The 12,591-nt window shown below is 62.2% G+C and carries 15 protein-coding genes; 2 read left to right on the top strand and 13 right to left on the bottom strand.

Going from position 1 to position 12,591, the window contains the following annotated elements; genetic code table 11:
• Positions 1–4: 4 nt before the first annotated feature.
• The 8 genes from QMG56_RS08815 to QMG56_RS08850 form a co-directional block, all read right to left on the bottom strand.
• A complete protein-coding gene (locus tag QMG56_RS08815) occupies positions 5–1,432 on the bottom strand; it encodes a UDP-N-acetylmuramoyl-L-alanyl-D-glutamate--2,6-diaminopimelate ligase (RefSeq protein ID WP_281822258.1) in 1,428 nt (475 codons plus the stop codon).
• A complete protein-coding gene (locus QMG56_RS08820; protein WP_281822177.1) occupies positions 1,432–3,138 on the bottom strand; it encodes a penicillin-binding protein 2 in 1,707 nt (568 codons plus the stop codon). Before QMG56_RS08820 ends, QMG56_RS08815 begins: the two co-directional genes overlap by 1 nt.
• Positions 3,138–3,779 carry a colicin transporter gene (locus tag QMG56_RS08825; protein ID WP_230186831.1) on the bottom strand — a complete coding sequence of 214 codons (642 nt, stop codon included), beginning with the start codon at positions 3,777–3,779 and terminating at the stop codon, positions 3,138–3,140. The genes QMG56_RS08820 and QMG56_RS08825 overlap by 1 nt, the downstream gene beginning before the upstream one ends.
• The gene (rsmH, locus tag QMG56_RS08830) at positions 3,776–4,744 is read right to left on the bottom strand and encodes a 16S rRNA (cytosine(1402)-N(4))-methyltransferase RsmH (protein ID WP_281822178.1); all 969 of its coding nucleotides are present in this window, start codon (positions 4,742–4,744) and stop codon (positions 3,776–3,778) included. The genes QMG56_RS08825 and rsmH overlap by 4 nt, the downstream gene beginning before the upstream one ends.
• Positions 4,741–5,235 (bottom strand): division/cell wall cluster transcriptional repressor MraZ, encoded by a 495-nt coding sequence (locus tag QMG56_RS08835; protein WP_230186829.1) that lies wholly within the window; start codon positions 5,233–5,235, stop codon positions 4,741–4,743. Before QMG56_RS08835 ends, rsmH begins: the two co-directional genes overlap by 4 nt.
• A 229-nt stretch (positions 5,236–5,464) precedes the next feature.
• Complete coding sequence (locus QMG56_RS08840) at positions 5,465–6,547, bottom strand: Gldg family protein (protein ID WP_281822180.1); 1,083 nt, start codon at positions 6,545–6,547, stop codon at positions 5,465–5,467.
• Between the two features lie 46 nt (positions 6,548–6,593).
• Positions 6,594–6,914 (bottom strand): hypothetical protein, encoded by a 321-nt coding sequence (locus QMG56_RS08845; protein ID WP_230186827.1) that lies wholly within the window; start codon positions 6,912–6,914, stop codon positions 6,594–6,596.
• Between the two features lie 106 nt (positions 6,915–7,020).
• Positions 7,021–8,013: a cysteine synthase A gene (locus tag QMG56_RS08850; protein WP_281822181.1), complete on the bottom strand. Its 993-nt coding sequence runs from the start codon at positions 8,011–8,013 to the stop codon at positions 7,021–7,023.
• Between the two features lie 156 nt (positions 8,014–8,169).
• Here QMG56_RS08850 and QMG56_RS08855 point away from each other — a divergent pair, with 156 nt between their 5' ends.
• Entirely contained in the window at positions 8,170–9,153 is a 984-nt protein-coding gene (locus QMG56_RS08855) for a cell wall hydrolase (RefSeq protein ID WP_375713663.1), read from the top strand.
• Between the two features lie 340 nt (positions 9,154–9,493).
• On the top strand, positions 9,494–9,622 hold the full coding sequence (locus QMG56_RS08860) for an entericidin A/B family lipoprotein (protein WP_230186825.1): 129 nt from the start codon (positions 9,494–9,496) through the stop codon (positions 9,620–9,622).
• Positions 9,623–9,670: 48 nt separating this feature from the next.
• Here QMG56_RS08860 and tatC read toward each other — a convergent pair whose 3' ends face one another.
• The 5 genes from tatC to QMG56_RS08885 are packed head-to-tail and all read right to left on the bottom strand — an operon-like array spanning position 9,671 to position 12,584.
• The gene (gene tatC / locus QMG56_RS08865; protein WP_230186824.1) at positions 9,671–10,465 is read right to left on the bottom strand and encodes a twin-arginine translocase subunit TatC; all 795 of its coding nucleotides are present in this window, start codon (positions 10,463–10,465) and stop codon (positions 9,671–9,673) included.
• The gene (gene tatB, locus QMG56_RS08870) at positions 10,462–10,905 is read right to left on the bottom strand and encodes a Sec-independent protein translocase protein TatB (RefSeq protein WP_281822182.1); all 444 of its coding nucleotides are present in this window, start codon (positions 10,903–10,905) and stop codon (positions 10,462–10,464) included. The genes tatC and tatB overlap by 4 nt, the downstream gene beginning before the upstream one ends.
• A gap of 26 nt (positions 10,906–10,931) precedes the next feature.
• A complete protein-coding gene (locus QMG56_RS08875; protein WP_230186822.1) occupies positions 10,932–11,168 on the bottom strand; it encodes a twin-arginine translocase TatA/TatE family subunit in 237 nt (78 codons plus the stop codon).
• A 28-nt stretch (positions 11,169–11,196) separates the two neighbouring features.
• Positions 11,197–11,814, bottom strand: coding sequence for an SMC-Scp complex subunit ScpB (scpB, locus tag QMG56_RS08880; RefSeq protein WP_281822183.1), 618 nt, complete (start codon positions 11,812–11,814; stop codon positions 11,197–11,199).
• Positions 11,811–12,584: a ScpA family protein gene (locus QMG56_RS08885; protein WP_281822184.1), complete on the bottom strand. Its 774-nt coding sequence runs from the start codon at positions 12,582–12,584 to the stop codon at positions 11,811–11,813. The genes scpB and QMG56_RS08885 overlap by 4 nt, the downstream gene beginning before the upstream one ends.
• Positions 12,585–12,591 lie beyond the last annotated feature (7 nt).

The following is a 12,591-nucleotide window of genomic DNA, read 5'->3' on the forward strand; positions in this document are numbered from 1 at the left end:
TGCATTACTCCGCGCACTCCCGTGCGACAGTCACATCGTCGAAGGGCAAGACGCGGTCGCCGATGATCTGGCCCTGTTCATGGCCCTTGCCCGCGAGCAGGACGATATCGTCGGGGCCCGCCAAAGCGATGGCGGCGGCGATGGCAGCGCGGCGCCCGCCGATTTCGGTTGCGCCGGGTGCGCCCGCCATGATGGCTGCGCGGATGGACGAAGGCTCTTCGGAGCGGGGATTGTCGTCCGTGACTATGACTACGTCCGACAGGTCGGTGGCGACCTTGCCCATTTGTGGACGCTTGCCTGCATCACGGTCACCGCCTGCGCCGAACAGGGTTATGAGCTTGCCGCGCGTGTGCGGGCGGAGCGCTTCGATGGCGGCGCGCAGACCGTCGGGCGTGTGGGCGTAATCGACATAGACCGGCGCCCCGGTGTGGGTGATGACGGCACGTTCCAGACGACCGCGCACGGGCTGAACGCGGGCGAGAAATTCCAGAACTTTGGTCGTGTCGCCGCCGGTGGCAATCACCAGTCCGGCGGACACCAGAGCGTTAGCAGCCTGATAAGCCCCGATCAGCGGCAGGTTGATTTTGTGGGTTTTCCCATCGGCCTCGACCAGCAGGGTCTGGCCGAGATGCGTCGGGGTGCGCTCAACGAGTTTGAGGGCTTCACCCTGAACGCCAACGGAGAGGATGCGCAGGCCGCGTGCTTGGGCGCGGGCGATGACATCAGCGGACTTGGGATCGTCGGCCCAGATGACCGCCGCGCCGCCGGGTGCGACCACTTCGTCGAACAGGCGCATCTTGGCATGGAAATAGCTGTCCATGTCGCCATGATAATCGAGATGATCGCGGCTGAGGTTGGTGAACGCGCCCGCCAGCACCGGCAAACCTTCGGTGCGGAACTGGTCGAGGCCGTGGCTGGACGCTTCGAACGCAGCATGGGTGATGCCTTCGCGGCGAAGACCCGACATGTTCGACAGGAAGGTCACGATGTCCGGCGTGGTGAGGCCGGTCGACACCTGATCGACTGCCGTCGTCACGCCCAACGTACCGATGGAAGCCGACTTCTCACCCATCAGCCGCCAGATCTGGCGCGTCAGTTCGACTGTCGAGGTCTTGCCGTTAGTGCCGGTCACAGCGACGGTCGTTGCCGGGAAGGGCGCGAAAAATTTGGCGGCTAAGGACGCGAAAAGCCGACGCGGTTCGGCATCGGACAGATGCACCGCGCCATTCACGACCGCTTCGGGGCGCGCTACGATGGCGACGGCGCCAGCGGCTATCGCGTCGGCGATGAAATCCTCACCATTGAAGCGCGCACCGGGAAATGCGCCAAAGACGGTGCCGGGCGCAACCTTGCGATGATCGATTGCAAAGCCGATGACCGCAACGTCACCTTCGGTCGGATTCAGTCCTTCAATCAGTGCGTCCAGCCGCATCATTCCTCACCCTTCGGGTTCCATAGCAGCGGCATCAGTTCGGAAATATCCACGTCGCGCCGCTCATCGGGAATGATGCCTAGCATAGGGCCGACCCGTTCCACCACGCGCTTTACCACAGGCGATGCCGTCCAGGCTGCGGTGCGCAGACCGAATGTCTCAGCATTGCCCTTCGGCTCGTCCATCATTGCGAGGACGACATATTTAGGATTATCCATCGGGAAGGCCGCAGCAAAGGTAGTGACGAGCGAGTGGTGCGCATAGCCACCCTCGAACGGCTTTTCCGCAGAACCGGTCTTACCGCCAACGCGATAGCCCTTGGCATCCGCGCTGCGGCCTGTCCCAGCGGCGACGATCATGCGCAAAAGCTGCCGCATCCGTGCGCTGGTCGCGGCGGAGAAAACCCGACGACCGTGCGGCACATCATTGGCCGACAGACGCCGCAACGTGGCCGGACGCCAGATGCCGCCGTTGACGAGCGCGGCATAAGCGCTGGCCAGATGCAGCGGCGTAACCGCGATCCCATGGCCATAGGAAGTGGTCATCGTGGTGATGCGTCCCCAGTTAACGGGCCACAGCGTACCGGCGCGCTCCTTCAACTCGATGCTGGGGCGGCTATCGAATTCGAGCGACCGGAACACCGCCTGCAATGGAGCAGCGCCCATTTCGTCGGCTATCCGCGCGGTGGCGATGTTGGAACTATGTACCAGCGTTTCCGGGACATTGATCCAGCGGCCCAGCGGATGGTCGTCCTTGATGTGAAAGCCGCCAATCGGTAGCGGTGCGGTCGCGTCATAGCGCTTCGACATCGACTTTACCGTGCCATGATCCATGGCGGCGGCTATCGATATGGGTTTGAAGGTCGACCCCAGTTCGTAGCGCGATTGCACCATATCGTTGCAGCGTGCGGAATCGTTGCAGCTTGTGGCGGTATCCGCCACAAGCTTGTTCGGGTCGAACACGGGGAGCGACGCCATGGCGATGATTTCGCCGGTATTGGCGTCCATGATGATCCCGCCGGCGCCCTTGGCCTGCTGCGAGATCATTTGCGCATACAGCTCACTTTCCAAGGCCGCCTGAACGCGCGTGTCAATCGACAGCATGAATGGCTTACCGGTGGCGCCGTGCCTGGTCAGTTCATCGTTGAAGGCGAGTTCCACACCCATCCCGCCTGCCCCATCGGTCGGCGGGAAGCCCAGCACATGCGCGGCAAGCGTGCGTTGCGGATAAACGCGCTCCTTTTCGCGCGGAAATTCGATGCCGACTTCGCCCAATGCGTTCACGGCCGCCACCTGTTCGGGCATGGCGCGCTTGCGCAGATAGGCCCAGCCTTTGCCTGTCAACTTCTTGTAGAAGTCGGCGGCACTTTGGTCCGGAAAAATCTCATTAAGCTTGCGCGCCAGTTCGGCCGGATCGCCGATAAGCCGATCCGGTCGCACCGAAATCGAATAGCCGTCCATCGTGCGGACCAGCGGCTCGCCATTGCGATCCACGATATCGGCACGCGGCAGGATGCCCGAAGCAATGCTGCTGCGCGCGCCACTGCCGGAGAACACGCCCATCCACATCAGCCTTAAGGCAATGAGGCCCGTGATCGCGATGAAAAGAACGAGCAAAAGCATCAGCCGCTGATGCGCCAGCGCGGTCAGGTTGATGCGGTCCGTGCCGGTGCGAGGCCGGTCCGGGCGGACGACCAGCGTGGCCATCAGTGGTTGCCCTTGCGTTTTTCGCTGGCGGCGCGCTTGCTGAGGTCGCCCAAGGTGCTGTCATCCAGCAGCTTGGCATCGAGCATCGCCATGCGTTCGGCATTGCGCGCTACGGGGCCGGGGCGGCTCCGTTCGGATTTGTCAGACGAAGCCGCAGCCTTGGCGGGACGCGCCAGCTTTTCGACATTGTCTGCAGCCTGCGCCGTTCGAATGATCGCAATGTCGCTGCGGATCTGGGTAGCGGCAGGGCTGGCCTGCGCCACTTGCGTCGCGGCGGGAAGGTCTGCGGGCGTCTGCACCATCGCCGCCATTACCGGCGGCGCGACATAGGCAGGACCGTTGGGCTGCACCCCGTCAAGGCTGGCCAAAGCACGCTCGCCACTCAGATATTGTCCGACGGTGGGCGTGGAATAGCGGAAATCCTCTGCATTCCAGCGCTCAAGCTGACGCAGACTGGCCCGCGCGCTAAACTCCGTTTCGAGGTAGCGGATGTCGCCACGGGTTTGCGCAATCTGGGCGCGGACCTTGTTCAGTTCGTTGCGCTCGGTCGCCGCGCGCAGCGAGACAAGATAAGCGGACAGCGCGCCAAGAGTGACAAGCAATACCCAGAACAGACTTTGCAAACGCTTGACGGCGATCATGACCGGACCCCCATTGCGACGGATGAAAGAGCAGGCGCAGCCGTGCGCACGGCACTGCGCAAGGTGGCCGAGCGGGCGCGCGGATTGGCGGCGAGTTCGGACGGACCGGCGCGCACGGCCTTGGCAGGCTTGGCGAAAGTCGGTGCATCGGCCTTCGTCTGCATCGGCATGTGACGGGAACCAGCACCTTCGCCTCCGCTGCGGCGGCGCAGGAATTGCTTTACGATCCGGTCTTCAAGACTGTGGAAGGTGACGATGGCAAGGCGACCGCCCGGCTGCAGCACAGCTTCCGCCGCTTCGAGACCGCGTTCCAGCTCTTCCAGTTCCTGATTGAGATGGATGCGGATCGCCTGAAAGACGCGGGTCGCGGGGTCTTTCTTGTCGTGCGGCTTGTGACCCAGCGCGCGGCGCACGACAGCGGCCAGTTCGCCGGTGCGCGACAAGGGTCGCGCCTCGACGATGAAGCGCGCGATCCGGCGCGACTTGGGTTCCTCGCCATAGCGATAGATGACGTCGGCGATGGCGTCTTCGGGCGCAGTGTTGAGGAAATCGGCGGCGCTTGTCCCCGACTGGCTCATCCGCATGTCGAGCGGACCGTCGGACTGGAAGGAGAAACCACGATCCGCCCGGTCGAGCTGCATCGAGGACACGCCGATGTCGAGCGTGATACCCGCCACCTGATCCACGCCTGCATCCGCGAGCAAGGCCTGCATCCGCGAAAATTCGCCTTCGATCAGCGTGATGCCAGCCACGTCGGCAACAGCCTGCCCTTCGCGGATAGCGTCGGGATCGCGATCGAACGCAATGACGCGCGCGCCCTGCCCTGCCATGGCGCGGCTGTAGCCGCCTGCGCCGAATGTGCCATCGACATGCGTTTCGCCAGGGGCAATGGCGAGTGCGTCGAGAACTTCATCGAGCAGGACCGGAATGTGCGGCGCGGCAGTATGGAGAGCAGCGGTCGTCATTTGCCTGACGCCTCCCGTCCGGCAAGGAACTCACGGCACTTTGCCTTCAGAATGGCATGGCCGGACTCGCTAGCTTCGTAAGACGCGGGGTTCCACATCTGGATATAGCGGCTGACGCCGACGAAGAAGATTGCGTCGGTAATGCCGCTGGCGCGTTTCAGGTCGTCAGGCAGGAAGAAGCGACCGCCATCGTCGAAGTTGATGTCGTCCATCAGCGGGAACAGCTTTTCGCGCTCCGCATCCTCATCGTAATCGTCGCCACGGTTCATCGCCGCGAGGGCGCGAGCGGCAATGGAGTCTTCCTGTTGCTGGCGAAAGATGGTGCCGAAACCGGTGGCGCAGGGGTGTTTGTCGTGAAACGACGTCACCAGCCGGTTTTCGTTGCTGCTGCCCAGCTTGACCTGTTTGCGCATTTCGAGAGGCAGGACGAAGCGTCCCTTGCCATCGGCGAGGCTGAAGGCGTTACCCGAGAAGAGTATGTTGCTCGTCACGAGAAAACCGCCTTGCCCCTTTCTTCAGGGGCCGCAGCTCTCCCGCCGCGAAAAGCAGATGCGCAAAGCCTTTCGCCGTCACAGGAATCACAAAGCCTGAACAGCCCCTATGGACACCTAAGTATCAAGGGTTAGGTCGGGAATAAAGGGGAAAATCTGGGTCATGATGGGAATCTACTGTTCGGCGATGGTTTTTCACCGTCCAACAACCCTTTGAAAGCGCGTTGTTCTACACTTGTTCTTTCCTGTTTCTCCAATTGTCCGGGCGTGACTGCGTTCCTTCCAAACGCAGGATCAGCATGGCACCCAGAATCGCCCAGAGTGCGCCAGCGAGTAACGCCCAACGGAGGCCCGCCACCACCGCCCGATTGCTTTGCGTCCAGGTCGGTGCCCCGGACCAGTTCTGTACGGAAGCCAGAGGCTTGCGCAGCCATTGATCGATCAGGGCCATGTTGTCGCCGATCAGCACGCCGCCATCGGGCGCCTGCCATGTCCTTTCGTTCAGCATGTCGGCATCCGCGATAAGCCGCACCTTGCCTTTGCCGATACGGCAGGTGACCGACCATCCGTTGCCGACCATCTGGCAGCGCGCAAAGTCACTGTGTCGGATCGTGAACCGGGACGCGGCAGACATTATCAGCAGGCGTCCGTTATCGACGAACTGGCGCTGCGTCGCCATATCGGGCGCGGGCTCCAGCGTGAGACCCCAATGCGCCAGCAAGGGATCGAGCAGGCTGGTCACGGGGGGACGGCGCCGGTCGCCGGACGCCAGATCGGTGGGCCAGACGAGCAGCGGATCGGCAAGGGTGACCGCGCGACCTCCATCGCGGACCCACTGGTCCAGAGCAACCAGTTCCTCGGGTTTCAACAAGCGCGGCTGTGCCAGCAACAGGCGGTCGTGCATCCCCAGGTTCTGAGGCGATAGCAGGTCGAGCCGGTCTATCTCAAATGCCTTGTCGAGCGTGGCCAGCGTGCGGCTTTGCCCCCAATACAGGTCGAGCGCGGTGTGGATCGCGAGCGGTTCGCGGGGGCCTGCGGGCGGAGCGCTCGCCGTCGCAGCCCGAAAGGCAGGCATGGTGCCTGCGGCGACACAGCATAATATTAGCGCGCTCAGCAAACCGCCTAGCAAGGTCCACAGGGCGACGAGAACGATTCCCCGCCGCTTCCCCAACATCCACCCGACACAGCTCGCCAATGCCGCGGCGATCAGGATGAACGGCACCCAGGATGCCAGCGCGACCTGTCCGTTACGCAATATCGGCCCATAATATAGTCCGCCGATCAACGCGCCGACGATGGGGAGCAGCATCATCGCCGCGGCGCCAAGCGGGCGGCGCACTACCGCAATCGTCGACAAGTTATTGCGGCTCGCTGTCCATAGGCTTGCTGAGTGCCGGGTCCGGCTGCAAGTCGGGGACGACCTGGCCGGATTGTTCGGCGGACGGCGTTACCCCAAGTTCCGCCAAAGGTTCACGCGGCGCGACAGCGTTTTCGGCGCCTGCGTTCAGCGTCGGCACGACCGGCGGCGGCATGGTCCGCTCATCCAGTTGCGCCTTGTCGATCACGATGTTGGCGAGGCCCACCAGCAGAATGACACCCGCCAATCCCGTCAGCCCGATCTGTACCCGGTGCAGGCCATCCTGCCGCCGATCGCTGCCCTTGCTTTCGCGTTCGGGCATTCTGGTCCTGGACTGTTCCGGGGACGAAGGGCTCACGCCGAAGCCGCCGCTGCAATATGTGATGTGCGTGCCATAGCTGGCATTGACCCTCTTATCCCGCTGCGGATCAATCCTGCGCCAGCCAAGGGAACACCGTCAACCCCTTCGATTCGAGCCACTGGCGATTGTAGAGCGTCGAGAGATAGCGGAATCCGGTGTCGCACAGGATCGTGGCGATGCGATGCCCCGGCCCCAATTGCCGTGCCAGCGCCACCGCGCCCGCCACGTTGATGCCGGAGGACAGACCGAGGCACAGCCCCTCTTCGCTGAGCAGACGGCGGACCCAATCGATCCCTTCCGCATCGGAAATGCGGAACTGGGTGTCGATCGGCGCGCCTTCCAGATTGGCGGTGATGCGGCCCTGCCCGATGCCTTCGGCGACCGAACTGCCTTCCGCCTTCAACTCGCCATGTGCATAATAGTTGAACAAGGCTGCGCCGTGCGGATCGCTGAGCGCGATGGTGATCTTCTCGTCCTTCGCCTTCAGGCCAAGGCCGACGCCTGCAATCGTGCCGCCCGTTCCTGCTGCGCAAGTAAAACCGTCGATGCGGCCTTCCATCTGCGTCCAGATTTCCTCGGCAGTGCCAAGGATGTGCGCCTTGCGGTTGGCGATGTTGTCGAATTGATTGGCCCAGATCGCGCCTTCGGTTTCCTCGGCAATGCGACGCGAGGTGTGCACGAAGTGGCCCGGATTGGAATAAGCGGCAGCGGGCACCGTCACCAGTTCCGCCCCCAAGGCGCGGAGCGTATCCATTTTTTCGCGGCTTTGCGTTTCGGGGATGACGATGATCGTCTTGTACCCCTTGGCATTGGCGACCAGCGCGAGGCCGATGCCGGTGTTGCCTGCGGTCCCTTCGACGATCGTGCCGCCGGGCTTGAGCAAGCCCTTCTCCTCGGCATCCTGTACGATGTAGAGCGCGGCGCGATCCTTCACCGAAGCGCCTGGATTGGCAAATTCGCATTTGCCGTAAATGTCGCAGCCTGTCTCTTGCGAGGGGCCGGTAAGGCGCACGAGCGGCGTATTGCCGATCAGCGCAAGTGTCGTGTCGTAAACATGCATGGCGTCCTGATAGCCGAGCCGTGCGCGTTGTGCCAGTGAGGCAGGCTTTGCGACCGACAATAGCGGCTTTTAACGTCAGCCACGGTTAATGTCCCGAACGGGTACAGCGCTGTTTGGGGGGCAGAATAGTAAGGAAAAGGCCGGTATAGGCGCCAGATGCGCCCCACATCGGCATCTTTCGGTACAAAAGCGAAAAGCGTCATGCGGCACCGCGCCACATGGATCGGTTGCGCCATGCTGGCCATCGTCGCCCCGCATCTGTTGCCGGCCGCGACGATGGGGGCGCTGGATCTGTTGCGCGGACCAACGGCGTTTATCGACCCGAGCGAAATGGCGCAGGACAATTTCCCGGGATCGGCATTCTTCTATGCGGAGGGAGCGTTCGATCCCGCGCCGGGGACGACGGTTGCGCAGAGCAGCAAGGTTCTGGCGCTGAGCAACGGTCCCGCCGCGATAGCTGCGCCGTTTCGGGGGCTGACGGCGGTCGACCAGTATCGGGCGACCAACTGCCTGACCTCCGCCATCTATTACGAAGCGGGGAACGAGCCGGACGATGGCCAGCGGGCCGTGGCGCAGGTCGTGCTGAACCGGGTGCGTCATCCGGCCTGGCCGAACAGCGTGTGCGGCGTGGTGTATCAGGGGTCGGAACGGGCGGATACCAAGTGCCAGTTCACCTTTAGCTGTGACGGAGCGATGGCACGGATGCCCAATAGCGCGAGCTGGGCAAGGGCGCGGCGAATCGCGACCGAGGCGCTGGCCGGGGCGGTCTACGCCCCTGTCGGGCTGGCGACGCATTATCATACGCTGGCGGTGCATCCGGCCTGGGCCAGCAGCCTGACCCCGGTGGCCGTGGTCGGCGCGCATATCTTTTATCGGTGGCAGGGGATGAACGGCACCGCCCGCGCTTTTTCGGTCCGGTATAGCGGTCGGGAGTTGCAGGCAGGTCCCTCGCCGCGGGTCTTCGTGCCGACGCAGGGTGTCGTGCCGCCGATTGCACCGATCATTGCCCTGCCTTCGCCTTTCAGCTCTCCGGCGATGCAGGAAGCCGCCCCGGCCGAGGCGCTGCCGCAGTCTACAATCCGGCCCGAGTTCCGCAATAGTGGGCGACCTTTGCCAGATAAGTCGACACGTAAAATATAGTTTCTGAAATAATATTGTTTATTATCAGTTATTTATAAAATACGTGTTGGAATTCGCCGAAAATTTTTGGCGAAGTTGAATTTGTCGGGAACTCCAGTTGACATTGCGGGTTCTTACTTTCGGATAGCAAATCTTTTGCCCCCCCGCTCTTGCTATCCACACACATGGACCCGGACGCAACTCTCCCCCCCGATTGCGTTCCGGGTCCAATTTCGTTGGGGCACCCTTCTTCGCTTTCGACAAACAAATCTGGAACGCTTTGCGAACAAGGGGGTTCTGTTGTTGCAGCCTTCGGGCGCACGACGCGCCAAGCGTTCGCTTTCTTAAAAGGAGACTTCCTATGTCGAAGAAGATTATCGCAGCGATGCTGCTTTCGAGCGCACTGGTTCTGAGCGCATGCAACACCGTCGAAGGTGCCGGCAAGGACGTACAGAGCGCAGGTCAGGCCGTCGAAAAGGCTGCTGACTGATTTTTTCTTTGAAAAGAAGGCTGCCGATCGACGCAGCCTCAATATCTTCTATGCCGGGTCCGCCCCGGCATTTTTTTCGTCCTGCGCAGCAACCTTTGCCTGGTGCCGATCGGTAAACCAGATGGCGATGATCGTGATTTCGTAGAGCAGGATGAGCGGGATCGCGAGCATGAGCTGCGATACGACGTCCGGCGGGGTAAGCACCGCAGCGGCGATGAACGCGCCAACGATCATGTACCGGCGCAACGCGATAAGCTGGGCGCGCGTAACGAATCCCGCGCGATTGAGCAGCATCAGCAGCACGGGCATCAGGAAGCTGATGCCGAACGCCAATATGAATTGCATGACGAGCGACAGATAGGCGTCCGCGCTTGGCAATGCCTCCACGTTCAGGCCACCGGCGTTGCCCTGAAACGTCAGGAAGAAGTGAAACGCCGTCGGCATGACAATGTAATAAGCGAGCGCCGCGCCCATCGTGAACAGCACTGGCGTTGCAATGATGAACGGCAGCAGCGCACGCTTTTCCTTCGCATACAGGCCGGGGGCCACGAACGCCCAGAGTTGATTGGCGATCACCGGGAACGACAGGCAGAATGCGCCGAACATCGCAATCTTCACCTGAACGAAGAAAGCTTCGTACAGCTTGGTATAGACAAGTTGCCCCTTCCCTTCGCCAAAAGCTTCGCGCAGCGGCTGAATAAGGAAGGCAAAGAGCTTGTCGGAAAAATAGAAGCAGATGACGCCGCAGATGACGAGCGCGTACACGCATTTGAGCAGCCGCCCGCGCAGCTCGATCAAATGGTCGAGCAGCGGTGCCTTGCTGTCGTCAATATCCTGGGTCATGCAGCCCTGTCGTTCTTTGCGCTTGCTGGCTGCACAGGTTCCTCAGCAGAGGCGGTAGCGGCCAGCGGGGTCATCGGCGTATCGGACAAATCGAGCTGAGGCTGCGCATCCGACGCATGCAAGGGCGGAGGTGGCGGGAGATCGGCCTCGCCCATCTGGGTGCCGTCGATAGCTGGCGCGACAGCAGGGGTTTCGACAGTTTCAGGCGGATGTTCTTCCATGATCCGCTTGTTCTGTTCGGCCCACTTTTTTTCCAGTTCCTGCAATTCCACTTCGCGGACCATCGCGTCGATGCCCGTGCGGAAATGTCGGGCCATGCCGCGGGCTTTCCCCACGATCTGCCCGACCTTGTAAAGCGCGCGCGGCAAGTCCTTCGGGCCGATCACGACGATGGCCACGATGACGATGAGCAAAAGCTCCGTCGATCCGATGTCGAACATAATGCTGTCTGAAACTTAGGTTTTTATCAGACCTGCTTATGCTCTTCGGTCTTGGGCACGCTCGGCTCCGGCGCGCGCTGTCCTTCGATCTTGGCCGCAGGACGCGCGGTGGGCAGATCGTCGGAATCGTCTTCCATGCCCTTTTTGAAAGTCTTGATACCCTTGGCCACGTCGCCCATCAGGCTGGAGATACGTCCGCTGCCGAACAGCAACATGACCACCAGCAGGACGATCACCCAGTGCATCAATGAAAACGAACCCATCACAATTCTCCAAAAGCTACGACACTATCTAGGCGTCTTCATCACCCATTTCCACCACGGATTGGCCGTCTTCCTCCGCAGCGCCTGCCGCCATCGCGCTTTCCATCGCGAGATCGACAGGATCGAGCAGCCCGGCAGCACGCAAATCGTCGATGCCGGGCAGATCGCGGCGACTCGTAAGCCCGAAATGCGTCAGAAATTCGGGCGTCGTTGCGAAAATCAGCGGGCGACCCGGCACTTCGCGCCGTCCGGCGGGGCGCACCCAGCCCGCTTCCATCAGCACATCCAGCGTCCCCTTACCGACCTGAACGCCCCGGATCGCTTCGATCTCGGCCCGGCTGACCGGCTCATGATAGCCGATGATCGCCAATGTTTCCATGGCCGCGCGCGACAACCGCCGCGTCTCTTCCTTCTCCCGCCGCAAAATATGCGCCAGATCGGCGGCCGTCTGAAAATGCCAGAGCCCGCCCCGTTCAACCAGATTGATGCCGCGCCCGGCATAGTCGGCCTGTAGCTTGTGCAGAGTGGCGGGCAGATCGCCGGAGGTGCCGACGTGGAGGCGCAGGTCTGCGGTCGACATCGGCTGTTCCGATGCGAACAGGGTCGCTTCAACGGCGCGAGTGAAATCGTCGGGTTCGCCGGTCATGTGCGTGCCCCAGTCTGCGGGGCGCGGAGATAGAGGGGGGCGAAAATGCCTTCCTGCCGGATTTCCACTTTGCCCTGCTTGGCCAGTTCCAAGGCGGCGACGAAGCTGCTGGCCAGCGCGGACCGACCCAATGCACCGCTCACCCCTTGCGGCAGAAAGGATTCGAGAGTCGCCCAGTCGATCCGCGTGCCGATCAGTGCGCCGACGCGCATGATCGCTTCGTCCAGCGTCATCACCGGACGACGGGAGACGACATGGACGGCAGGCTGGGTGCGGGCGCGGATCTGTCCATAGGCTTGGATGAGTTCGAAAAGACTGGCGGACCATGCAGCCTTCCGCACGGTGCGCAATCCTTCTGGTGCGGGGCGGACGAAGACGTCGCGCCCCACCCGGTCGCGCGCCATCAAGCGCGCCGCCGCTTCGCGCATCGCGTGGAGTCGTTGCAGGCGGAGTTGGAGGCGGAGCGCGAGTTCTTCGGGCGACGGATCGACCTGTTCATCGCGGGGAAGCAGCAGGCCGGATTTGAGATAAGCGAGCCACGCCGCCATCACGAGATAATCGGCAGCAAGTTCCAGCTTCAGTTCGCGTGCGCCGTCGATGAAGCCCAGATATTGTTCGACCAACCCAAGGATCGAGATTTCGCGGAGGTCGACTTTTTGCGTGCGGGCGAGCGCAAGGAGCAGGTCGAGCGGCCCTTCCCATGCGTCGAAGCTGACGGTCAGCGTTTCAGGGCCGGTTGGGCGATCAGGGAGAAGGAAAAGATCGTCCATGGGTGCC

The sequence above is a fragment of the Sphingobium sp. BS19 genome, from assembly GCF_027925545.1.
Classification (GTDB): Bacteria; Pseudomonadota; Alphaproteobacteria; order Sphingomonadales; family Sphingomonadaceae; genus Sphingobium.